This is a genomic window from Actinomadura madurae (assembly GCF_900115095.1).
Taxonomy (GTDB): Bacteria; Actinomycetota; Actinomycetes; order Streptosporangiales; family Streptosporangiaceae; genus Spirillospora; species Spirillospora madurae.
This window is the reverse complement of sequence record NZ_FOVH01000014.1, coordinates 71,141-93,596: the sequence shown is the minus strand read 5'-3', so window position 1 is coordinate 93,596 and position 22,456 is coordinate 71,141. Positions and strand designations below refer to the sequence as shown.

Sequence of the window (22,456 nt, the reverse complement as noted above, 5' to 3'; positions counted from 1 at the left end):
GTCACGCCCCCTTCGGGGGGACGACCTGGAGGTAGATCGCCGTCAGCACGAGGTTGACGAAGAACAGCAGCAGGAACGTGATGACGACCGACTGGTTGACCGCGTCGCCGACGCCCTTCGGGCCGGGGCTCGGGTTCAGCCCGCGGTATGCGGCCACCACCCCGGCGATGAACCCGAACAGCAGCGCCTTCAGCTCGCTGACGTACAGGTCGGGCAGCTGCGCGAGGGCGGAGAACGAGGCGAGGTAGGCGCCCGGCGTCCCGTCCTGCATCATCACGTTGAAGAAGTAGCCGCCGGCGACGCCGACGACGGAGACCAGGCCGTTGAGCAGCACCGCGACGGCCATGCAGGCCAGCACGCGCGGGACGACGAGGCGCTGGACGGGCGAGACGCCCATCACCTCCATCGCGTCCATCTCCTCGCGGATCGTCCGGGAGCCGAGGTCGGCGCAGATCGCCGACCCGGCCGCGCCGGAGATCAGCAGCGCCACGATCAGCGGGCTCGCCTGCTGCACCACCGCGAGGACGCTGGCGCCGCCGGTGAGCGACTGCGCGCCGAGCTGCTTGGCCAGCGACCCGACCTGGAGCGAGATGACCGCGCCGAACGGGATGGACACGAGCGCGGTCGGCAGGATGGCCACCGACGCGATGAACCAGAACTGCTGGATCAGCTCGCGGAGCTGGAAGGGCCGGCGGAACGTCATCGCCAGCACCGTCCCGGCGAGCGCGAACAGCCGCCCGACCTGGCGCAGCGCGCCGGCGCCGGGGACGGCGGTGTCAGGTGCCGCCACGCGCGTCTCCTTCCTCGGGCCCGCGCGCGTCGCCGCGCGGTGCGGTCGGCTCGTCAGTTCGCGCCATCGCCGCCGCCTTCCGCCACGTGCCTGCGGTTGGCCCAGATCGCCTGCTGCGCCTGGTGGGAGAGCCGCGGGAGCATCGCGTCGACGCGCAGCGCGTGCCGGCGCTCGGCCTGCCGGGGCGGCATCCCGGCGGTGGGACGCAGCTGCGGCGGGATCTCGATGGTGCGGCGGCCGCGCGCCGGGCCGTTGGTCTGGGCGGCCGCGGCCGCGGCGGCCTCGGCGGCGAGCAGCGCGGCGTCCTTCTCCTCCGACATCCCGATCGGCCCGCGGGTGTCGCCGTGCAGGAACTGCGTGACGGCCGGCTCGTCGCTGGTGAGCAGCGCCTCGCGGGGGCCGAACGCGATGAGGTCGCGGCGGTACAGCATCCCGATGTTGTCCGGGACGGTCGCCGCGATGTCGATGTTGTGCGTGACGATCAGCATGGTCGCGTCGATCCGCGCGTTGACGTCGATCAGCAGCTGGGAGATGTGCGCGGTGCGGACGGGGTCCAGGCCGGAGTCGGGCTCGTCGCACAGGATGATCTCCGGGTCGAGGACGAGGGCGCGGGCGAGGCCGGCGCGCTTGCGCATGCCGCCGGAGATCTGGCCGGGCAGCTTGCGCTCCTCGCCGGCGAGCCCGACCATCTCCATGCGCTCCATCACGATCCGCCGGATCTCGGACTCCTTCTTGCGGGTGTGCTCGCGGAGCGGGAACGCGATGTTGTCGTAGAGGGGCATGGACCCGAAGAGGGCGCCGTCCTGGAACATCAGGCCGAACCGCTTGCGGGCCTCGAAGACCGTGCGGTCGGGGTCGTTGACCATGTCGACGCCGTCGATCAGCACCCGGCCCTCCTCGGGCTTGAGCAGCCCGACCAGCGACTTGAGGAAGACCGTCTTGCCCGTGCCGGAAGGCCCGAGCAGCACGCTCACCTCACCGGCGGGCAGCGTCAGGGTGACGCCGCGCCAGATCGTCTGCGTGCCGAAGGCTTTGGTCAGGCCCTCCACGACGACTTCAATTCCCAACGAACACCGCCACTCGCGATAAGGCTGCTCTGTCCGGCGGAACGTTACGGCCGAGTAGCTCTCGCATTCAATAGGGTCGCACGGGGTTCAGGACGCAATTCGATAAATGGCGGCCGTTTTTGTCACCGGCTTAGTCTCCGCTCGGCCGGGATTCGCCGCCCAGTGACTACCGGGCGGTAACATGATGGCCCGCAGCCCCCTGCCCCAGGGGCCTGCCGGCCTCCGGTTGTCACCGGGCCAGCAACCGAACGCCGTTCTTGTCACATCGCGCGCAAAACCGCACCGAACCGCACCCGATCACGCCGCCGACCCTTGCCAGCGGCGACGGTCGACTTTATGTTCGCGGTGTTTCCGATCTCGCCCCAGGGTGTCGCCCTTCCGTTCGGCACACGCCACCCGGCACCGCCGTCCCGGCCGGGACGGAAGGCGCGGCGCCGGATGCCCGGCCGGCCCCGATGCGGAGGTTTCTCTTTCCCATGTCCCAGGCATTGGAATTGTCCGAACACGACCGGAGTCAGATCACCTCCGCCGATTTCCTGGGCCTGCTGCGGGCGGAGCTGGCCGATGTGGCGCGGGAGATCGTCACCGAGATCAAGCGGGCGATCCCGGAGTACGACCGGCCGGAGCGCTCCGCCTACGACCAGCTCCTCCGGCACGGCATCGGCCTGCTGCTGGCCTCCTTCGCCGACAGGGACGCCGACCCCGCCGCCGCCACCGCCCAGCGCGACGAGACCTGCCGCGCCTTCGGGCACTTCGAGGCCGTCGAGGGGCGCACCCTCGACCACCTCCAGGCCGCGACCCGGATCGCCTTCCACGTCGCCTGGCGCCGCACGGTCATCGTCGCCGAGCGCGAGCGGATCCCCACCTCGGTCGTGGCGACCACCGTCGACGCCATGCTCGTCTACCTGGACGAGGCCGTCGCGCAGGCCCGCCTCGGCTACCAGCAGGCCACCTGCCACGCGGACGTGCGCCGCCGCGAGGAGCGGCGCCGGCTGCTGCACCTCATCCTGCAGCGTCCCGCCGTCGTCCCCGAGGCCATCGAGGACCTCGCCAAGTCCACCGGCTGGTGGCCGCTCCCGGCGGAGGCCACCCTCGTCGCCATCCACCCCGAGGCGCCCTGCACCCGCTCCGCGCTCGACGCCGACGTCCTCATCGACTTCGACTCGGCCGAACCGTGCCTGCTCGTCCCCGGACCGCTCACCGCGGAACGCCAGGCCATGCTGCACGCCGCCCTGGCCGACGCGAGCTGCGTCCTCGGCCTCACCCTGCCGCTGGAACGCGCGACCCACTCGCTGCGCTGGGCCCGCCGCGTCCTCGCCCTCGCCGAGGAGGGCGTCATCCCGGACGCCTCCCTCATCCCGTGCCAGAACCACCTGATGACCATGTGGCTGCTGTCCGACCCGCCGCTGATCGAGGAGCTCACCCGCCGGCATCTGGAACCGCTGCGGGACGTGTCGGACGGGCAGCGCAAACGCCTCGTCGAGACGCTCGCCGAGTCCGTCACCACCCGGGCGACCGCGGTCGACATCGGCGAGCGGCTCAAGATCCACCCCCAGACCGTCCGGTACCGGCTCCGCCAGCTGGAGAGCTACCTCGGCGACAGCCTGGAGGACGCCGACGCCCGCTTCTCCCTCGACGCCACCCTCCGCGCCGCGAGCCTGTACCGGCGCCGCAGGCCCGGCCGCCGGAGCGTCCCCGGCGACCGGTGACCGCGCCCGGCATGGGGCGCCGGTGACGCTTCGGGTCACACGGGACGCCACGGACCGTTATCCTGACCTTCTGGTTACCGGCTCATGACGGAAAGTCGAAGGGGTCCATGCCGACGTCGACCTGGTTCCGCCTGAACGTCGCCAAGCGCGAGCGCGTGCTCGAAGTGGCGATGCGCGAGTTCGGGGAGCACGGGTACTCGACCGGCAGCCTCAACACCATCGCCCGCGAGGCCGGCATCGCCAAGGGCTCGCTCTTCCAGTACTTCAGCGACAAGCTGGAGTTCTTCGCGTTCGTCTGCGACGAGACGTCCCGCCGCATCCGCGAGGAGATGGAGCGCCGCATCGAGCGCATCGACTTCGACCAGACCTTCGACGAGTGGCTGTTCGACGTCCTGTGCGACTGGACCGAGTACATGGCCGACCACCCGCTTGAGCGCGGCGTCACCGCGGCGACGAACTTCGAGCTCGACAACAGCGTCCGCTCCGTCGTCCGCGACACCGCCAACCAGCACTACCTGCAGGTCATCCACCCGACGCTGCACCTGTGGAAGGCGCAGGGCGACATCCGCGAGGACGCCGACCTCGACGTCCTCGCCACCTGGCTGATGACCGTCCTGCCGTTCCTCGCGCTCGCCCCGTACTACGACGGCCTCGACCCCATCCACGACCTGCGCGGCCGCACCCCCGCCGAGCAGCGCCCGGTGATCCGCCAGCTCATCGCGGGCTTCCGCCCCATCTTCGCCACCGCCAAGTAACCCGGGCCGCCTCGCCGCGGTTCGGTCAGTCCTCGAGGTCGGCGACGAGGATGTCCATGTGGCGGGTGGCGAGGCGGGCCGGGGGCGGGAGTTCGGCGGAGTCGGCGGCGGTCAGCACGCGCGGGTTGCCTATCCGGCGGACGCGGCCGAGGCGTTCCACGCCGCCGCGTCCCTCGGCGAGCAGGTTGCGGACCCAGTCGGCGTCCCGGCCGTACGGGAGGCCGACGATGAGCCGGCCGCCGCTGCGGAACGCGGTGACCGGCGTCCGGTACTCGCGGCCCGAGCGGCGGCCCCGGTGCACGATCATCGCGAAGGGCGGCAGGTAGGGGGCGTAGACGCCCTGCACCCGGTTCGTGACGACCCTGTTGAAGCGGGCGAGCGATCGCGGCATCAGCGGTTTCATCATGACCCCATGCCTACCTCAGCGGGTGAGGACGAACTCGTCCGGCTTCGCCGTGCGGGGGTGCTCGCCCAGAACTCGAACGTGTGGCCCGGCCAGAGGGCGCGGTTGACGCCGTTCTCGTCCAGGTACCAGCTCTTGCAGCCGCCCTCGTTCCAGACGGCGCGGCGCAGCCGCTTCTGCATGCGGTCGTTGAAGCGGCGGAGGGCCTCGGGCTTCGGCTCGATCGTGTCGCTGCCGGTCTCCTGGAGCAGCCGCAGGCAGCTCAGCACGTGCTGGATCTGAACTTCGATCATGAAGACGACGGAGTTGTGGCCGAGGCCGGTGTTCGGGCCGAGCAGCATGAAGAAGTTCGGCATGCCGGGGATCGTGGTGCCGCGGTGCGCCTCGACGCCGTCGGCCCAGATCTCCTGGAGCTTGGTGCCGTTGCGGCCGGTGACGCGCAGGTCGGTGATGGCGTCGGTCACCCTGAAGCCGGTGCCGTAGATGATGCAGTCGACCTCGTACTCGCGTCCGTCCTCGGTGACGATCGAGTTCTGCCGGACCTCGGCGACGCCGGACGTCTCGACCTCCACGTCGGGGCGGGCGAGCGCCGGATAGTAGTCGTTGGACAGCAGGATCCGCTTGCAGCCGATCCGGTAGTCCGGCGTCACCTTGGCGCGCAGTTCCGGGTCGGGGATCTGCCTCTCCATGTGCCGGCGGGCGAGGCGCTCCTGCGGCCCGGACAGGCGCGGGTCGATGGTGAAGCCGACGGCGCGGGCCTCCAGCGCCCAGTAGATGCCGCCGCGGAAGGCGCGGGCGGCGCCCGGGACCCGCGCGAAGAGGGTGCGGACGGGCGCCGGGATGGCGACGTCCGGCTTGGGCTGGATCCACGGCGGCGTCCGCTGGAACACCACGAGGTCGGCCGCCTGCTCGGCGACCTTCGGGACGAACTGGATCGCGGACGCGCCCGTCCCGATGACGGCGACCCGCTTGCCCGCGAGGTCGTAGGAGTGGTCCCACTCGGCGGAGTGGAAGGCCGTCCCCTGGAACCGCTCGATGCCCGGCAGCTCCGGATAGGACGGGACGTGCAGGGCGCCGATGCCGGACACGATGGCCTTCGGGGTGAGGACGGACCCGTCGGCGAGCGTGACGTTCCAGCGGCGGGCGGCGTCGTCGTACTCCATGGAGTCGACGGCCGCGCCGAAGCGGATGTGCCGGCGCACCCCGTACTTGTCGGCGGTGCGCTCCATGTAGGCGCGGATCTCCGGCTGCGGCGCGAACATGCGCGTCCAGCGCGGGTTCAGCTCGAAGGAGAAGGAGTACATGTGGGAGGGGACGTCGCAGGCGCAGCCCGGGTAGGTGTTGTCGTGCCACGTCCCGCCGAGCGCGTCGCTCTTCTCCAGGACGGCGAAGTCGTGGAAGCCGGACCGCTTGAGCCGGATCGCCATGCCGAGGCCGGCGAATCCCGAGCCGATGATGACGATCGCCGGGGCGCGCTCGCTCATGACCCCTCCTCTCGGATAACCTACTGCCGGTAAGTTACCCGGAGTAGGTTACTGACGGTAGGTCCAACAGAGGGGATTCTTCTGTGAGTGGCGCCACATCGCGGCCCCCGTCGCACCGGCGCCGGATGTCCCGGGCCGAGCGCGAGCGGCAGATGCTGGACGTGGCGGAGCAGGTGTTCGGCGAGCGCGGCTTCCAGGCCACCTCCATGGACGAGATCGCCGAGCGGTGCGGGGTCTCCAAGCCGATGCTCTACGAGTACTTCGGCTCCAAGGACGGGCTGCTCGTCGCCTGCGTGAGCCGGTCCAAGGCCGAGCTGTTCGACGTCACGCGGAAGGCCATGGCGGGCGCGACCACCCCCGAGGACATCCTCTGGCGCGGCATGGTCGCCTACTTCGAGTTCATCGACGAGCACAGCAGGTCGTTCGCGATGCTGCTGCGCGAGCCGACGGCCGCCTCGCCGGAGACCATCGAGGCCGTCGAGTCGACGCGGCGGCAGCAGAGCACGCTGATCGCCGGGGTGCTCGCGACGTTCGCGCCGTCCGCGCCGTCCGGCGCCGTGGCCGCCTACACCGAGATCATCATCGGCGCGAGCGAGCGGCTCGCGCAGTGGCAGACGAGCCGGCCCGACGTGTCGGCGAAGGACGCGGCCCGCTACATGACCGATTTCTGCTGGAAGGGCCTCAGCCCGTACCTGTCCGCCGGGGAAGCGCCTCCAGAGCCCCGATGAGCAGGTCGAGGCCGAACTCGAAGTCGGTCTCGGGATCGACGTCGGCCAGCGCGGGACCGTAGGCGAGGACGTGCGGGAACTCCTCCGGGTCGAGTCGCGTCCACGACTCGGCGCCGTTCTCGGCCAGGTGCCCGAGCATCTTCGCCATACCGATCTCGCGCAGCTGGGCGCCGAGCGCGTAGGCGAGGAGGGCGCGCATGATGCGCACGGACGTCTCCCCGTCGAACCCGGCCGCGGCGGCGAGCGCCAGGGCGCGCTCGGCGGGGCGCAGCCCGACCGGGGTGTCGACCTTGTGGGTGAGGACGATCGACATGCAGCGCGGGTTGTCGTGGGCGACCTTGCGGAACGCCCGGACGAGGGCGCGGGCGCGTTCCTGCCACGGCTCGGACGGGTCGTCGTGCAGCTCCAGGCCCGCCACGACGTGCTCGGCGACGCCCTCCAGCAGCGCGCCCTTGTTCGGGACGTGGTTGTAGAGGGACATGACGGCGACGTCCAGCTCGGCCGCGACGCGGCGCATCGACAGCGCGTCCGCGCCCTCCCGCTCGATCAGCGCGACGGCCGCCTGCACGATGCGCGCGCGGGTCAGGCCCGGACGCGGGGTGTCGGAGGTCACGCGCCTCACCATCGCTTCCGCTCCCTCCCGCCGTTGACACCGCTCAGTGTCCCATGCCACCGTACGTACATTGTACGTAAGACGTACATCGTACGTCTGCGGCTCGGGGAGGAGCTCCCTTGTCGACACACGACCTCTACACCGACCCCGTCCCGGCCGAGACCTGGAACGTCCCGATGGCCGGCGACGCCAGGTTCACCTGGGAGTACGACGACGGGCGCGACCGTCTCCTCGCCCTCTACCAGAAGGGCAAGGACAAGCAGTGGGACGCCGCCAAGCGCATCGACTGGGACGTCGAGGTCGATCCGCACGACATCCTCGGCGTCCCCGACCAGTCCCTCGCCATCTACGGGACGAAGTACTGGGACATGCTGTCGGAGAAGGAGCGCGGCGAACTGCGGCGGCACTCCACGTCGTGGCAGTTCTCCCAGTTCGTGCACGGCGAGCAGGGCGCGATGGTCACCGCCGCCCGGATCGTGGAGTCGGTGCCCGACCTCGACTCCAAGTTCTACTCCGCCACCCAGGCGATGGACGAGGCGCGCCACGTGGAGCTGTTCACGCGGTTCCTGCACGAGAAGGTCGGGATGGTCTACCCGATCAACACCAAGCTGCAGGACCTGCTGGACGAGACCCTCACCGACTCCCGCTGGGACATGCCCTACCTCGGCATGCAGGTGCTCGTCGAGGGCCTCGCGCTCGCCGCGTTCGGCGTCATCCGCGACATCACCACCAAACCGCTGCCCAAGCAGATCCTCGCCTACGTCATGCAGGACGAGGCGCGCCACGTCGCGTTCGGCCGCCTGGCCCTCCGCGACTACTACAAGCAGCTCTCGCCCGCCGAGCTCCGCGAGCGCGAGGACTTCGTCATCGAGGGCTGCTACCTGATGCGCGACCGCATCCGCGGCAGGGAGATCTGGACCAACTTCGGCATCGACCCGAAGGAGGTCGACGAGCTGGTGGAGAACTCCCCCTACATGAGGATGTTCCAGAGCCTGCTGTTCAGCCGGATCGTCCCGTGCGTGAGGGACATCGGGCTGTGGAGCGAGCGCATCCAGCGGACCTACGACGACATGGGCGTCCTGGACATGCCCAAGGCCGACCTCGACGCCCTCATGAACCAGGACGAGGAGATCGCCGAGAAGCTGGACACCGAGCGGTTCGCCGCCGAGGAGGCCGACCGCAAGGCCGAGGTCGACGCCGTGATCGCCGACGCCGCGGCGGGCTGAGTACGGTTGGATCACTCGACCCGGACACCTCGGAGGTTGTGATGCCACTCGCGCGCTTCGACGGCGCCCTCGCCGTCGTCACCGGAGCCGGCGGCGGAATCGGGCGGGCCGTCGCCCTCGCACTGGCCGAGGGGGGCGCGAGCGTCGTCGCCGCGGACATCGACCTGCCCGCCGCCGAGCGGACCGCCGTCCTCGCCAAGACGCTCGGCGCGGGCGGCACCGCCTACGAGGTGGACGTGGCGGACGCCGCCGCCATGGAGGCCTTCGCCGCCGAGGTGAAGGAGGCCCACCGGGTCCCCGACATCGTCGTCAACAACGCGGGCATCGCGGTCGCCGGCTCCTTCCTCGACACCGGCGTGGAGGACTGGGAGCACATCCTCGGGGTGAACCTGTGGGGCGTCGTGCACGGCTGTCGGCTGTTCGGTCGGCAGATGCGCGACCGCGTCCACGCCCTGCCGAACAAGCCCGACAAGCCGAACTTCGGCGGCCACATCGTCAACATCGCGTCCGCCGCCGCGTTCGCGCCGTGGCGGGCGATGCCGGCCTACTGCACGACGAAGGCCGGCGTCCTCATGCTCAGCGAGTGCCTGCGCGCCGAACTGGCGGGGTCACGGATCGGCGTCACCGCCGTCTGCCCCGGCTTCGTCAGCACCGACATCGTCAGGAACGCACGCTACGTGGGGGACGACGCCCCCGCCCTGAGCCGCCTGCGCGACCGCGGCACCAAGGCCATCAGGCTGCGCAACTACCCGCCGGAGAAGGTCGCCGAGCGGGTCGTCCACGCCATCGTCAAGAACAAGCCCGTGGTCCCCGTGAACGTCGAGGGCCACCTCCTGCACACCCTGTCCAGGGTGTCCCCCGCATCCCTACGCCTCCTGGCCAGGATCCCCACCAAGTCCTAGCTCCCGCGCTCAACCAAACCATGCGACCTGACAACGATCCTCTCCCCGCGTACATCGGTCAGGGAACCCTCGCGGAGCGCGGGCAGCGTCAGTTCCGGCATCGGATCAACGGGCGCGGGGTGATGGGGTGGGTGGTTCGGAAGTGCACCTTGTTCTTCGACGGGGTCGGTTTCCTGGACGGGCGGGCGCGTGACGTGTGGATACGCACCGGGCTCCTGGAACGGTAACCGGTTCTACCCGGCGGCCAATTATCTTGACGTCGAACCGGTTGTTAGAAAATGCTTCGGTAAATTGCGGGCGCTGGTCCACTCCCAGAACGCGATAAGGGCCGCGGAGCGGGGTCCACTCCGCGGCCCATCGTCGAGTTCAATGGCCTGACCTGGTCCTCACCTACACCCAGGACACCCCTACCGCTTGGACGGTCACGGCGTCGACCTCCTCCTCCCAGGCTTTCTCATATGCCGACCATCCGACCTGGACCGGGAGCTTGATCGGCATTCCTCCCCTTTACGAAACACCTTAGAAGCTGTTGACAGTGAATATGCCATGATCGGCCGATTCAGGTCAGAAATGATTCAGTGCGGCGAGGACCTCGCGGGCGGCGGCCGTCGCCGTGGCGAGGCAGGCCCGCTCCCGGGCGTCCCGCTCCGCCGCCGCGGGCGCCCGCTCGCTGTAGCTGACCGTGAAGACGGCGTTGCGGGTCCGCGCCGTGACCTGCCCGACCACGGTCGGCTGCCCCTCGTCGGCCTTGAACCAGCGGTACGCCTCGTCCCCGATCCCGGTGGCGCGCTCCAGCGTGATGGTGCGGACGAGCGGGGCGTCGTGCGCCTGGGCCCACTGCGCGTCGTAGAAGCCCTCGGCGTCCTGCACCGGTGTCGCGGTGTCGGCCGGCGCGTACAGGTGCGCCTCCACCCGCAGCCAGCGGAAGGCCGAGCCGGTCGAGGAGAACGTGCACGTGGTGAGCGTCGAGTTCGCGTTCTGCCGCTTCGACGCCTTCGGGACGGCCTTCTCGACGGTGGCCGCCGACACCGTCCCGCAGGGCGCCGGGAGCGCCTTCACGACCCGGCCCTGCTGCATCGGGGCCGCCGGCGCCGACGCGCTGCCCCGGGGCGTGACGGCGGCCCTGTCCGTGCCGCCGTCGCGCCGGCCGGGCGCCATCAGGAACACCGTCACCGCCGCCACCGCGAACGCGACGACGCCCACCAGCAGCACGAGCAGCCGCTTCGGCCGGCGGGCCGGGGCCGGCGGCTCCGGCCCGGCGTACGGCCGGTGGAACGGCTCGACCGGACGCTGAAGGCCCACGCCCCGCTCCTCACTCCCCCGTCTGGACACAGGTCCGCCTCTCGCCAACGTAGCCAGCCCCGCCGCCCCTGACCAGGCCCCCGGCGGGTGCCGATCGTCAGACCCCGTGGTCACAATGAAGGGGTGCTGATAGCGGACATCACGCGGACGTCGGAGGCGGTCGCGGGCACCGCGGGCCGCAAGGCCAAGGTAACCGCGCTCGCGGAGTGCCTGCGCGCGGCCGAGCCCGGCGAGGCCGCGACCGTGGTCGCCTACCTGTCGGGTGAGCTGCCGCAACGCCAGATCGGGGTGGGGTACGCCGCGCTGCGGGACGTCCCGGAGCCCGCGGCGCGGCCGTCGCTGACCGTCACGGAGGTGGACGCGGCGTTCACCGAGATCGGCGCGGTGTCGGGCACCGGGTCGGTCGCCCGGCGGCGCGAGCTGGTCGCGGCGCTGCTCGGCCGCGCGACCCGCGCCGAGCAGGGCTTCCTCATCCGGCTGCTGGCGGGCGAACTGCGGCAGGGCGCGCTGGACGGGGTGATGGCCGAGGCGATCGCGGCGGCGGCCGGCGTGCCGTCCGCCGAGGTGCGGCGCGCGGTCATGCTGCGCGGGTCGCTCGGCCCGGTCGCCACCGCCGCGCTCGCCGGCGGGGTCGACGCGCTGCGCGGGTTCACCCTGGAGGTCGGGCGTCCGGTCAAGCCGATGCTCGCGGCGTCGGCGCCGTCCGTCGACGAGGCGTTCGGCAAGCTCAAGGCGGAGGCGGCCGTCGAGTGGAAGCTGGACGGGATCCGCGCGCAGGTGCACGTGTCCGGCGGCGAGGTGCGGGTGTTCACCCGGACGCTCGACGAGATCACCGCCCGGCTGCCCGAGGTCGTCGAGGCGGTGCGGGGCCTGCCCGCCCGCGCCGCGGTCTTCGACGGCGAGCTGATCGCGCTCCGGCCGGACGGCCGCCCCCATCCCTTCCAGGTGACCGCGGCCCGCACCGCGACCCGGACGGCGAAGAACACCGAGCCCGTCCCGTTGAGCGTGTACCTCTTCGACGTCCTGCACCTGGACGGCACCGACCTGCTGGACGCCCCCGGCGCCGACCGGAACGCGGCGCTGGCCCGGGTGGTGCCCGAGGAGCTGCGGATGCCGCGGGTGGTGACCGGCGACCCCGCACGGGCCAAGGAGGTCTTCGACGAGGCGGTCGCGCGCGGGCACGAGGGCGTCGTGGTGAAGTCCCTCGACACCCCCTACACGGCGGGCCGGCGCGGCGCCGGATGGATCAAGGTGAAGCCGCGGCACACCCTCGACCTCGTCGTCCTCGCCGTCGAGTGGGGGCACGGGCGCCGCCAGGGCCTGCTGTCCAACCTGCACCTCGGCGCCCGCGACCCCGAGACCGGCGGGTTCGTCATGCTCGGCAAGACGTTCAAGGGCCTCACCGACGAGCTGCTCGCCTGGCAGACCGAGAAGCTCCGCGAGCTGGCGGTGCGCGAGGACTCCTGGACCGTGCACGTCCGCCCGGAGCTGGTCGTCGAGATCGCGTTCGACGGGGTCCAGCACAGCCCGCGCTATCCCGGCGGCATCGCGCTGCGCTTCGCGCGCGTCCTGCGCTACCGCCCCGACAAGGCCGCCTCCGAGGCCGACACGATCGACACCGTCCGCGCTGTCGCCCCCATCATGGACTAGCCCGCCACGGACCAACCCCGCCACGGACCAACCCGCCACGGACTAGCGCGTCACGGACTGGCCCGCCACGAACTAACCCGCCACGGACTAGCGCGTCACGGACTAGCGCGTCACGGACTGGCCCGCCACGGACTGGCCCGCCACGGACTAGCGCGTCACGGACTGGGCCGGCCGCGCTCGTTCACGGCACCGGGCGTCCCCGCCGGGGGGCCTGTCCGTTCCTCTGGCGGAGGCCCCGGCGGTGCGTCCTCCTCCGGGCCGGGGCGTCTGCGCCTGGGCACGGCGCGGGTCCGCACGCGGGACGCGGCCTTGCGGCGGGTGCGGGAGAAGGTGCGACTCCGGGCGCGGGTCCCGGACCGGCGTTCGGCCCAGATCCCGGCGGTGCGCTGGGCACGGACGAGAGGGCCGCCGAGGGGACCGCGCTCCCCCTCCGGCGCGGCCCTGCGGGCGCCCCGCCGCCCCGACCGGCGCCCGGACCGGCGTTCCGCGCGCGCCGCGGCCCTGCGCCCGGCACGGGCCGCGGCGCGGCGTTCGGCGCGGGCCAGCCGCCGGCGGCGGGCCCGCTCGGCGGCCTCGGCGCGGCGCTGCAGCAGCTCCGGCGGGATGAGGTCGTGCCGTCCCGCGATGAACTCCTGCACCCAGATCTTGGCGCGGATCAGCGGCCGCCGGAACAGCCTCTCCCGCCGGACGGCCCGCTGGTACTTGCGCGAGTCGGGGCCGTAGCGCCAGCGCGACCAGGGCGAGCCGGGCCGCGCCACCCGGATCGCCCCGACGATCAGCAGCGCGGGCACGAACAGGCCGATGAGACCCGTCCAGATCTTGCCCTTCAGCAGCGTCACCACGGCGAACACGAGGTTGACGACCAGGGAGGCGACGTAGACGCGGGTGAGGACGCCGGTGCCCGGGTCGGGCGCGATCCCCTCGTAGCCGAGCGGGCGGATGCCGAGCAGCAGCAGCCCCGTCACCGCGATCGCGACGAACACGGCGTCGACGGACGCGCGGCCCTTCTCCGTCCAGTACACGTCGCTGAGGTGCAGGATCAGGGCGAACTCGTCCAGGACGAGGGCGGAGCCCATGCCGAACACGGCGGCCGCCACCAGGTCGAGGCCGACGTAGGCGTCCGGGACGGCGAGGCTCGCCACCCCGCCCAGCAGCATCAGCACGACGCCGAACACCACGTGGTGGATGTGCAGGTCACCGGCCGTGATGTTGCGGAACCACCACCGCACGTTCGCGCGGATCAGCCGGACGTTGATCCGCGTCAGCACGAACGTGATGATGAACGCGACGAAGAAACCGAACAGCGGCAGCCGCCCGGTGGCCACGATGCGTTCGTCGAACATCTCGATCATCTGCCCCCCGCAGCCTCCATGATGCCCTGCGACATGCGCGGATATCGTGGGACCCGGCCGATCGACGACGATCGAGGAGGGCACCGCCGTGAGCCGCACCGTGGATCGCTGCGACCCCGGGTACCGGGCGTGGACCGCCGAGGCGATCCGGCTCGTCGACGCCGACGCCAACCGCAGCGCCGACACGCACCTGCACGTGTTCCCGCTGCCGCCGGAGTGGGGCATCGACCTCTACCTGAAGGACGAGTCCGTCCACCCGACGGGTTCATTGAAACACCGGCTCGCGCGCTCGTTGTTCCTCTACGCGCTGGCGAACGGCTGGATCCACGCGGACACGACGATCATCGAGGCGTCCAGCGGGTCGACCGCGGTGTCGGAGGCGTACTTCGCGCGGCTGCTCGGCCTGCCGTTCGTCGCGGTGATGCCCGCGTCCACCAGCCCGGAGAAGATCCAGCTCATCGAGTTCCACGGCGGCCGCTGCCATCTGGTGGACGACCCGTCCTCGATCTACGACGAGTCGCGCCGGCTCGCCGCCGAGTGCGGCGGCCACTTCATGGACCAGTTCACCTACGCCGAGCGGGCGACGGACTGGCGCGGCAACAACAACATCGCCGAGTCGATCTTCGAGCAGATGCGGCTGGAGCGGTTCCCGGAACCGTCCTGGATCGTCGTCGGCGCGGGCACCGGCGGGACGTCCGCGACGATCGGCCGGTACGCGCGGTACCGGATGTTCCAGACGCGCCTCGCCGTCGTCGACCCGGAGGGCTCGGCGTTCCACGGCTCGTTCGCCGACGGCGACCCGGAGCGGACCGCGGCGGGCTCGCGGATCGAGGGCATCGGGCGCCCGCGCGTCGAGCCGTCGTTCCTGCCGACGGTGATCGACCGGATGATCCGGGTGCCGGACGCGGCGTCGGTCGCGGCGATGCGCTGGACGAGCGAGGTCAGCGGCCGGGACGTGGGCGGCTCCACCGGCACCAACATGTGGGGCGCGGCGGAACTGATCGCGGAGATGCGGGCGCGCGGGGAGCGCGGGAGCGTCGTCACGCTGATCTGCGACGGTGGCGAGCGCTACGCGCACACGTACCGCTCGGACGCGTGGCTCGCGGCGCAGGGCCTCGACATCGCGCCGTACCTGGCCGCGCTGAACGGCTTCCTCAAGACCGGCGAGATGCCGGACATCGCGTGACGGCCGACCCCATGACGGCCGACCCCATGACGGCCGACCCCATGACGGCCGACAGCGTGACGGCTATCCCGTGACACGGACCGGGTTGAACAGGTCGGCGTAGATGAGCAGGCCGCCCATGACGATCAGGACGACCGCCATCACGTAGGTCACCGGCAGCGCCTTGGCGACGTCCACGTAGCCGGGGTCGGGCCTGCGGAAGATCTTCGCGAACGCCTTCTTGATCGCCTCCAGCAGCGCGCCGGCGATGTGGCCGCCGTCCAGCGGCAGCAGCGGGACCAGGTTGAACAGGCCGACCGCGAGGTTCAGCGAGCCGAGCAGCATCACGAAGAAGGAGACCTTCTCCATCCCGGAGAAGTCCTCGGACGCGGCGACCTCGCCGCCGATGCGGCTGACGCCGACGACGCCGATCGGGCCGTTCGGGTCGCGCTCGTCGCCGCCGAAGGCCGCGTTCCAGACGCCGACCATCTTCTGCGGCATCCGGAGCAGCGCGCCCGTGGTGCGCGCGGTCAGGTCGCCCATCGTGCTGGCGACCGCGCCGGGGCCCTGCCGCTCGATCGCGCTGTCCGGCGTGATCCCGAGGAACCCGACGTTGACGACCTTGTCCTCGTCCTCCAGGTCGTACATCTGGTTACGGGTGATCGGGACGTTCAGCGCCAGCTCCCGCCCGTCCCGCTGGACGGTCATCGGGACGGTCTGCCCGCCGTCCCCGCGGATGAGCTTCTGCAGCTGCGCGTAGTCGTCGATCTTCTGGCCGTCGAACGCCACGATCCGGTCGCCCGGCTGGAGCCCGACCTGCCGGGCGGGCGTCGGCGCCGCGTCCGCCGGGCACGTGGTGGCCTCGGAGCTCGCCGGCACCATGCACTCGGCGACCTCCTTGATCACCGGCTGCGGCTGGTTGGTGCCGATGCCCATCAGCAGGATCGCGAAGAACATCACCGACAGCAGCAGGTTCATCGCGGGGCCGCCGAACATGATCAGCAGCTTCTGCCACCACTTCTTGGCATAGAAGACGCGGTCCTCGTCGCCGGGGCCGACCTCCTCCAGCGCCGCGCCGCGGGCGTTCTCGATGAGCCCCTGCCACGGGCCGGTGCTGACCCGGCGGACCTGCCCCGGGGCGTCGCCCTTGCGCGGCGGCAGCATCCCGATCATGCGGATGTAGCCGCCGAGCGGGATCCACTTGACGCCGTACTCGGTCTCGCCCCGGTGCCGGGACCACATCGTCGGGCCGAACCCGACCATGAACTGGGTCGTCCGGACCTTGAACAGCTTGGCGAACGAGAAGTGCCCGAGTTCGTGCAACGCGATGGACACCAGCAGGCCGAAGAAGAGGATCAACGCCCCAGCCAGGTAGTAGACCATGCGTCGTGCCCCTCCGGTCGTGCACCCCGCGCCGGGGGGTGAGCGTTGGCAATCACCTCAGAGTACGTTAGCGCGCCGCATTCCGGTTGAAGCCCGGAGTGAACTGCTGAGCATGCGCAGCGGGGCGTCGCCCGCGCCGGGAGGGAAATGCAATAATGAGGCCCGCCGATCATCCCGTGCGGGAGAGTCCCCTGCAGCCGGCCGGGGACGCCGAAGGAGCAAATCCTCCCCGGAACCTCTCAGGCCCACGGACCGCACGGGCCAGGCGACCTCTGGAAAGCGGGGACTCACGTCCCCCGCCGAAGGTGAAAGCCCGCCGCGCAGGCGGGTGAAGCTCTCAGGCGCCGATGACAGAGGGGGAGGCACCGAGACGCCCGGTGCGCGGGTGGGACGATGGACCACGTGCGCCCGTGACGAAGGAGCCCAACCCATGTCCGCCGATTCGACTGCGAAGAAGACGCCGCTGCACGACGTCCATGAGGACCTCGGCGCGAACCTCGTCGACTTCGCCGGTTACCTGATGCCGCTGCGCTACGCGAGCGAGACCGCCGAGCACCAGGCCGTACGCACCGGGGCCGGGCTGTTCGACCTGTCGCACATGGGAGAGATCTTCCTCTCCGGTCCGGGCGCGGGCGCGGCGCTCGACTTCGCGCTGGTCGGGAACCTGTCGCCGATGCCGGTCGGCAAGGCCCGCTACACGATGATCTGCGGGCAGGACGGCGGCGTCCTGGACGACCTGATCGTCTACCGGCTCGCGGACGAGACCTGGATGGTCGTCGCGAACGCCGCGAACGCGGACGTCGTCCGGGACGCGCTGGCCGAGCGCGCCGCGAACTTCGAGGCGGCCGTGGACGACCGGTCCGCGTCGTACGCGCTGATCGCCCTCCAGGGCCCGCGTTCCCAGTCGATCCTCGAAGGCCTGACCGGCGCGCCGCTCGCGGACCTCAAGTACTACGCGATCCTCGCCGACCGGGTCGCGGGCGTCGACGCGCTCATCGCGCGCACCGGCTACACGGGCGAGGACGGATTCGAGCTGTTCGTCGACGCCGCGGACGCCGTCCCGCTGTGGAAGGCGCTCGCCGCGGTGGACGGGGTCGTCCCGGCGGGGCTGTCGGCCCGCGACACGCTGCGCCTGGAGGCGGGCATGCCGCTGTACGGCAACGAGCTGACCGCCGAGACCACCCCGTTCGAGGCGGGCCTCGGCCGGGTCGTGAAGCTGGACAAGCCGGGCGACTTCGTGGGTAAGACCGCCCTGGCGGCGCAGGCGCAGACCCCGCCGGGCCGTAGGCTCGTCGGACTGGTGGCGCGGGGCCGGCGCGCGCCCCGCAAGGGATACCAGGTCGTCACGTCCGGCGGCACGCCGTGCGGGGTCGTGACGAGCGGCGCCCCGTCGCCCACACTGGGCACGCCGATCGCCATGGCGTACCTCGACAGCGGCGTCGGGGAGACGGACCTCGCCGTGGACGTCCGCGGCCGGCACGAGCCCGTGGACGTGGTGAACCTGCCGTTCTACAAGCGTTCCTGAAGTAGTTGTCCGGGGGTGTGGGGGTCGGCCCCCACATTGAGAAGAGAGAAGTGATCGTGAGCGTTCCTGAGGAGCTCCGCTACAGCGAGGAGCACGAGTGGGTGTCGGGCCTCGGCGGCGAGGACGGCATCGTCACGGTCGGCATCACCGCGCACGCCGCCGACGCGCTCGGTGAGATCGTCTACCTGGAGCTGCAGCCGTCCGAGGGCGACACCGTCGAGGCGGGCGAGCCGTGCGGCGAGGTGGAGTCGACCAAGTCGGTCAGCGACATCTACTCCCCCGTCAGCGGCGAGATCACCGCGATCAACAGCGCCGTGGTGGACGAGCCGAAGGTCATCAACGACGACCCGTACGGCGAGGGCTGGATCTTCAAGGTCCGGATCTCGGAGGAGCCCGGCGACCTGCTCGACTCCGCCGCCTACGACAAGCTGATCGAGGAATCATGAGCCTGGACGACTCCCTCGCGGCGGCCGACCCGGAGGTCGCCGAGGCGGTCGCGGCGGAGCTGCGGCGGCAGCAGCAGACCCTCGAGATGATCGCGTCGGAGAACTTCGCCCCGGTCTCGGTGCTGGAGGCGCAGGGCTCCGTCCTGACGAACAAGTACGCCGAGGGCTACCCGGGCCGGCGCTACTACGGGGGCTGCGAGCACGTCGACGTCACCGAGCAGCTCGCGATCGACCGGGCCAAGGCGCTGTTCGGCGCGGACCACGCCAACGTCCAGCCGCACAGCGGGGCGCAGGCGAACACGGCGGTCTACTTCGCGCTGCTCCAGCACGGCGACACGATCCTCGGCCTCGACCTCGCGCACGGCGGGCACCTCACGCACGGGATGCGGCTGAACTACTCCGGCAAGGTGCTGAACGTGGTTCCGTACCACGTCCGGGGCGAGGACGGCCTGGTCGACATGGACGAGGTGGCCGCGCTCGCGGCGGAGCACCGGCCGAAGATGATCGTGGCGGGCTGGTCGGCCTACCCGCGGCAGCTCGACTTCCCGGCGTTCCGGCGGATCGCCGACTCGGTCGGGGCGCTGCTGATGGTCGACATGGCGCACTTCGCCGGGCTCGTCGCGGCGGGCCTGCACCCGTCGCCGGTGCCGCACGCCGACATCGTCACGACCACCACGCACAAGACGCTCGGCGGCCCGCGCGGCGGCCTGATCCTGGCCCGCGAGGAGTACGGCAAGAAGATCAACTCCGCGGTGTTCCCGGGCATGCAGGGCGGCCCGCTGGAGCACGTGATCGCCGCCAAGGCCGTCGCACTCAAGATCGCCGCGTCGGACGGGTTCAGGGCCCGGCAGGCGGCCACCGTCGAGGGCGCGAAGATCCTCGCCGAGCGGCTGCTGGCCGAGGACTCCGCCAAGGCCGGCGTGAAGGTGCTCACCGGCGGGACGGACGTCCACCTCGTCCTGGTCGACCTGGTGGACTCCGACCTCACCGGGCGGGACGCCGAGGACCGCCTGCACGACATCGGCATCACCGTCAACCGCAACGCGGTGCCGAACGACCCGCGCCCGCCGATGGTGACGTCCGGCCTGCGGATCGGCACGCCCGCCCTCGCCACCCGCGGCTTCAGCGCCGCGGACTTCGCCGAGGTCGCGGACGTCATCGCGCTGGCCCTCCAGCCGGGCTTCGACCGCGACGCCCTCGCGGCCCGCGTGAAGGCCCTCGCGGACGCGCATCCCCTGTACCCGAACCTGTGACGTCCGGGCGCCCCCTCCCCTGCCCGGGAGGGGGCGCGGCCGCACCGAGGTAGCGCATGGCCATCAGCGTCTTCGACCTGTTCAAGATCGGTATCGGGCCGTCGTCGTCCCACACGGGCGGCCCGATGGCCGCCGCGCACCGTTTCGCCCGCGGCCTCGGCCAGGACGGCCTGCTGGAGAAGACGGCCTCCGTCCAGGTCGTCCTGTACGGCTCTCTCGGCCTCACGGGTAAGGGGCACGGCAGCGACAAGGCCGTCATCCTCGGCCTTGAGGGCGACAAACCCGAGCTGGTCGACGTCGACCGCGTCGACGAACGCCTCGCGGCGATCCGCGAGCGCGGCGCCCTGCGCCTCTTCGGCGACCACGACATCCCCTTCGTGGTCAACGAGCACCTGCATTTCGAGCGCAAGAAGTCCCTGCCGGGCCACCCCAACGGCATGCTCTTCACGGCCCTGGACGCCGCCGGCGGCGAACTGCGCTCGAAGGTCTACTACTCCGTCGGCGGCGGCTTCATCGTGGACGAGAACGCCACGGGCGCCGACCGCATCAAGCCCGACGACACCGTCCTGCCCCACCCCTTCGAGACGGCCGCCGAACTCCTCGAACGCTGCAGGGAGACGGGCCTGTCGATCTCCGCGCTCATGCTGGAGAACGAGAGGGCGTTCGGCCGCACCGCCACCGAGATCCACGACGGCCTCCTGGACCTCTGGCACGTGATGCGCGCCTGCGTGACCCGGGGCTGCACCCGCGAGGGCCTACTGCCGGGCGGCCTGAAGGTCCGCCGCCGCGCACCGCAGCTCCACCGGCAGCTCTCGACCGAGAAGGCCTCCGACCCCCTCCACGCCATGGACTGGGTCACCCTCTTCGCCCTCGCCGTCAACGAGGAGAACGCCGCCGGCGGCCGCATCGTCACCGCCCCCACGAACGGCGCCGCCGGGATCATCCCGGCCGTCCTGCACTACTACGACCGCTTCGTCTCCGGCTGCGACGACGCCGGCGTCGTCCGCTTCCTGCTGGCAGCGGGCGCGATCGGCGTCCTGTTCAAGCAGAACGCGTCCATCTCCGGCGCCGAGGTCGGCTGCCAGGGCGAGGTCGGCTCCGCCTGCTCCATGGCCGCCGCCGCCCTCACCGAGGTCCTCGGCGGCGCCCCCGAGCAGGTCGAGAACGCCGCCGAGATCGGCATCGAGCACAACCTCGGGCTCACCTGCGACCCGGTCGGCGGCCTCGTCCAGGTCCCCTGCATCGAGCGCAACGCCGTCGGCGCCATCAAGGCCATCAGCGCCGCCCGCATCTCCCTCCGCGGCGACGGCCGCCACTTCGTCTCCCTCGACAAGGCCATCAAGACGATGCGCGACACCGGCCGCGACATGCTCGACAAGTACAAGGAGACGTCGCGGGGCGGCCTGGCCGTCAACGTCATCGAATGCTGACGCCGCAGGACGGCCTGGACCGGTGACGGGAGTACCCGGCGGCATGCGGCGTACCTCGGCTGCGGTAGTGCGGGTGTCTCCTCCGAGCAGATGTCCGGCCTTGGGCTCCCGGCGAGACTGACGTGCAGTCGAAAGAGGAGAAAGCCCATGAACACCCTGCTGACCCGCACGGAGACGAAGGCGCCCCGGCCGATGCGGCTGACGGACATGCCCGCCGGACTGATGCTGGCCTTGGTCGCCGTCGGGCTGCCTCGGACCGTTCTCGCCGACCTGGACATCGTTGAGCCGGAAAGCGGTCTGCTGTACTACTTCCTGGCCCTGGCCCCGTTCGCCGCCTGGCTCGCGGTGGCGGTCTTCCGCAGGACCAGCAAGCCGTTCATGGATTTCGTCGTCCTCGGTGCGCTGTACGCGCTCTCGCTGTCGATCGTCCACCAGGTGCTCTGGAACGCGGCCGCGGGGTACGGGAACAAGCCGACGGCCGGTGCATCGGACTTCGCCGAGAAGTTCAGCCCGGCGTTCCAGGAACTCGCCCTTCGCGGCTACACGGTGGGAATCGCCACGATCATCGGTGTGGGGACCGGCCTGGTCTTCGCGGTCATCGCCACCGTGGTCGGTCGCGTACGCACCCGCACGCCCTGACGCGGTCGCTGACGGCGCAGGTGCGCGATGCCCCAAGCAGGGCACCGCGCACCGCCTCGCTGAGCAGCCCGGTTGGAAGGCTGAGAGGTTCCTCGGTCGCCGGGAGTAGGTCCTTCGCCTCATGTGCGCTGCGAGTCTGCTGGCTAGGGTCGGCACTCATGCAGAGCACGGGCATCGTTCGCCGCGAGGCGGCCGAGCGCAGGCGCGACACCCTTGAACGGCTCCGGACCGAGCGGGACATATGGGTGGCGACGGCACACCCCGAGCACGGCCCGCACCAGATCCCGCTGTGGTTCGTGTGGGACGGGCAGGCGGTGTGGATGTGCACCAGCGCCACGTCCGCGACCGCACGGAACGTCCGCGAGGAGCCGCGCGTGCGCCTGGCGCTGCCGGACACCCTCGACGTGGTACTCCTCCAGGGCGACGCCGAATGCTTCCTGGACCAGGACGTACCCGGAGACGCAGCGGAAGCCTTCACCGCCAAATTCGGATGGGACCCGCGCACGGAGGAAGAGTCATTCATCTATGTCCGCGTGGTCCCGAAAATCGTGCGCGCCTGGCGCGGCGAGCCGGAACTGCACGGCAGAGTCATCATGCGCGACGGCACATGGCTGGATTAGCCGCCGTCCCTTCC

21 protein-coding genes and 2 riboswitches are annotated in these 22,456 nt (G+C 71.2%); of the genes, 13 read left to right on the top strand and 8 right to left on the bottom strand.

Features of this window, described 5'->3' with window-relative positions:
- Window position 1: 1 nt before the first annotated feature.
- Window positions 2–790, bottom strand: coding sequence for an MlaE family ABC transporter permease (locus BM339_RS32800; protein ID WP_075023373.1), 789 nt, complete (start codon window positions 788–790; stop codon window positions 2–4).
- A 53-nt stretch (window positions 791–843) separates the two neighbouring features.
- Entirely contained in the window at window positions 844–1,857 is a 1,014-nt protein-coding gene (locus BM339_RS32795; RefSeq protein ID WP_024935445.1) for an ABC transporter ATP-binding protein, read from the bottom strand.
- 476 nt (window positions 1,858–2,333) lie between these two features.
- On the opposite strand from BM339_RS32795, the gene BM339_RS32790 reads away from it, so the two are divergent.
- On the top strand, window positions 2,334–3,566 hold the full coding sequence (locus tag BM339_RS32790; protein ID WP_075023372.1) for a PucR-like N-terminal domain-containing protein: 1,233 nt from the start codon (window positions 2,334–2,336) through the stop codon (window positions 3,564–3,566).
- Window positions 3,567–3,673: 107 nt separating this feature from the next.
- Entirely contained in the window at window positions 3,674–4,321 is a 648-nt protein-coding gene (locus tag BM339_RS32785; RefSeq protein ID WP_021596430.1) for a TetR/AcrR family transcriptional regulator, read from the top strand.
- Between the two features lie 25 nt (window positions 4,322–4,346).
- Here the strand turns inward: BM339_RS32785 and BM339_RS32780 are convergent, their stop codons facing one another.
- Both BM339_RS32780 and BM339_RS32775 read right to left on the bottom strand, forming a co-directional pair.
- Complete coding sequence (locus BM339_RS32780; protein WP_218163818.1) at window positions 4,347–4,727, bottom strand: nitroreductase family deazaflavin-dependent oxidoreductase; 381 nt, start codon at window positions 4,725–4,727, stop codon at window positions 4,347–4,349.
- Window positions 4,724–6,208, bottom strand: coding sequence for a flavin-containing monooxygenase (locus BM339_RS32775; RefSeq protein ID WP_075023371.1), 1,485 nt, complete (start codon window positions 6,206–6,208; stop codon window positions 4,724–4,726). Before BM339_RS32775 ends, BM339_RS32780 begins: the two co-directional genes overlap by 4 nt.
- Window positions 6,209–6,291: 83 nt before the next feature.
- Here BM339_RS32775 and BM339_RS32770 point away from each other — a divergent pair, with 83 nt between their 5' ends.
- On the top strand, window positions 6,292–6,936 hold the full coding sequence (locus BM339_RS32770; RefSeq protein WP_235206432.1) for a TetR/AcrR family transcriptional regulator: 645 nt from the start codon (window positions 6,292–6,294) through the stop codon (window positions 6,934–6,936).
- On the opposite strand, the gene BM339_RS32765 is transcribed toward BM339_RS32770, so the two are convergent.
- A complete protein-coding gene (locus BM339_RS32765) occupies window positions 6,890–7,549 on the bottom strand; it encodes a TetR/AcrR family transcriptional regulator (RefSeq protein ID WP_021596434.1) in 660 nt (219 codons plus the stop codon). The genes BM339_RS32770 and BM339_RS32765 overlap by 47 nt on opposite strands.
- A 119-nt stretch (window positions 7,550–7,668) precedes the next feature.
- Between BM339_RS32765 and BM339_RS32760 the strand changes: the two genes are divergently transcribed.
- Both BM339_RS32760 and BM339_RS32755 read left to right on the top strand, forming a co-directional pair.
- Window positions 7,669–8,775: a ferritin-like domain-containing protein gene (locus BM339_RS32760; RefSeq protein WP_075023370.1), complete on the top strand. Its 1,107-nt coding sequence runs from the start codon at window positions 7,669–7,671 to the stop codon at window positions 8,773–8,775.
- 41 nt (window positions 8,776–8,816) lie between these two features.
- Window positions 8,817–9,677: an SDR family NAD(P)-dependent oxidoreductase gene (locus BM339_RS32755; protein ID WP_021596436.1), complete on the top strand. Its 861-nt coding sequence runs from the start codon at window positions 8,817–8,819 to the stop codon at window positions 9,675–9,677.
- Between the two features lie 564 nt (window positions 9,678–10,241).
- On the opposite strand, the gene BM339_RS32750 is transcribed toward BM339_RS32755, so the two are convergent.
- The gene (locus tag BM339_RS32750; RefSeq protein WP_021596439.1) at window positions 10,242–10,979 is read right to left on the bottom strand and encodes a hypothetical protein; all 738 of its coding nucleotides are present in this window, start codon (window positions 10,977–10,979) and stop codon (window positions 10,242–10,244) included.
- A gap of 123 nt (window positions 10,980–11,102) precedes the next feature.
- Between BM339_RS32750 and BM339_RS32745 the strand changes: the two genes are divergently transcribed.
- Window positions 11,103–12,629 carry an ATP-dependent DNA ligase gene (locus tag BM339_RS32745; RefSeq protein WP_075023369.1) on the top strand — a complete coding sequence of 509 codons (1,527 nt, stop codon included), beginning with the start codon at window positions 11,103–11,105 and terminating at the stop codon, window positions 12,627–12,629.
- 155 nt (window positions 12,630–12,784) lie between these two features.
- Here BM339_RS32745 and BM339_RS52530 read toward each other — a convergent pair whose 3' ends face one another.
- Window positions 12,785–13,981 carry a hypothetical protein gene (locus tag BM339_RS52530; protein ID WP_075023368.1) on the bottom strand — a complete coding sequence of 399 codons (1,197 nt, stop codon included), beginning with the start codon at window positions 13,979–13,981 and terminating at the stop codon, window positions 12,785–12,787.
- Between the two features lie 88 nt (window positions 13,982–14,069).
- Between BM339_RS52530 and cds1 the strand changes: the two genes are divergently transcribed.
- Window positions 14,070–15,167 carry an L-cysteine desulfhydrase Cds1 gene (gene cds1 / locus BM339_RS32735; protein WP_024935451.1) on the top strand — a complete coding sequence of 366 codons (1,098 nt, stop codon included), beginning with the start codon at window positions 14,070–14,072 and terminating at the stop codon, window positions 15,165–15,167.
- A 63-nt stretch (window positions 15,168–15,230) separates the two neighbouring features.
- Here cds1 and BM339_RS32730 read toward each other — a convergent pair whose 3' ends face one another.
- Window positions 15,231–16,529: a M50 family metallopeptidase gene (locus tag BM339_RS32730; RefSeq protein ID WP_075023367.1), complete on the bottom strand. Its 1,299-nt coding sequence runs from the start codon at window positions 16,527–16,529 to the stop codon at window positions 15,231–15,233.
- 169 nt (window positions 16,530–16,698) lie between these two features.
- Window positions 16,699–16,794: riboswitch (glycine riboswitch) on the top strand.
- Between the two features lie 4 nt (window positions 16,795–16,798).
- Window positions 16,799–16,886, top strand: a riboswitch (glycine riboswitch).
- A gap of 73 nt (window positions 16,887–16,959) precedes the next feature.
- On the opposite strand from BM339_RS32730, the gene gcvT reads away from it, so the two are divergent.
- From gcvT to BM339_RS32700, 6 genes are all read left to right on the top strand, one after another.
- Window positions 16,960–18,054, top strand: coding sequence for a glycine cleavage system aminomethyltransferase GcvT (gene gcvT, locus BM339_RS32725; protein ID WP_075023366.1), 1,095 nt, complete (start codon window positions 16,960–16,962; stop codon window positions 18,052–18,054).
- Window positions 18,055–18,110: 56 nt separating this feature from the next.
- Window positions 18,111–18,500 (top strand): glycine cleavage system protein GcvH, encoded by a 390-nt coding sequence (gcvH, locus tag BM339_RS32720; protein WP_024935452.1) that lies wholly within the window; start codon window positions 18,111–18,113, stop codon window positions 18,498–18,500.
- Window positions 18,497–19,753 (top strand): serine hydroxymethyltransferase, encoded by a 1,257-nt coding sequence (locus BM339_RS32715; RefSeq protein WP_075023365.1) that lies wholly within the window; start codon window positions 18,497–18,499, stop codon window positions 19,751–19,753. Before gcvH ends, BM339_RS32715 begins: the two co-directional genes overlap by 4 nt.
- A gap of 56 nt (window positions 19,754–19,809) precedes the next feature.
- The gene (locus BM339_RS32710) at window positions 19,810–21,183 is read left to right on the top strand and encodes an L-serine ammonia-lyase (protein ID WP_075023364.1); all 1,374 of its coding nucleotides are present in this window, start codon (window positions 19,810–19,812) and stop codon (window positions 21,181–21,183) included.
- A gap of 147 nt (window positions 21,184–21,330) precedes the next feature.
- The gene (locus BM339_RS32705) at window positions 21,331–21,822 is read left to right on the top strand and encodes a hypothetical protein (RefSeq protein WP_021594850.1); all 492 of its coding nucleotides are present in this window, start codon (window positions 21,331–21,333) and stop codon (window positions 21,820–21,822) included.
- 158 nt (window positions 21,823–21,980) lie between these two features.
- Complete coding sequence (locus BM339_RS32700; protein ID WP_075023363.1) at window positions 21,981–22,442, top strand: pyridoxamine 5'-phosphate oxidase family protein; 462 nt, start codon at window positions 21,981–21,983, stop codon at window positions 22,440–22,442.
- Window positions 22,443–22,456 lie beyond the last annotated feature (14 nt).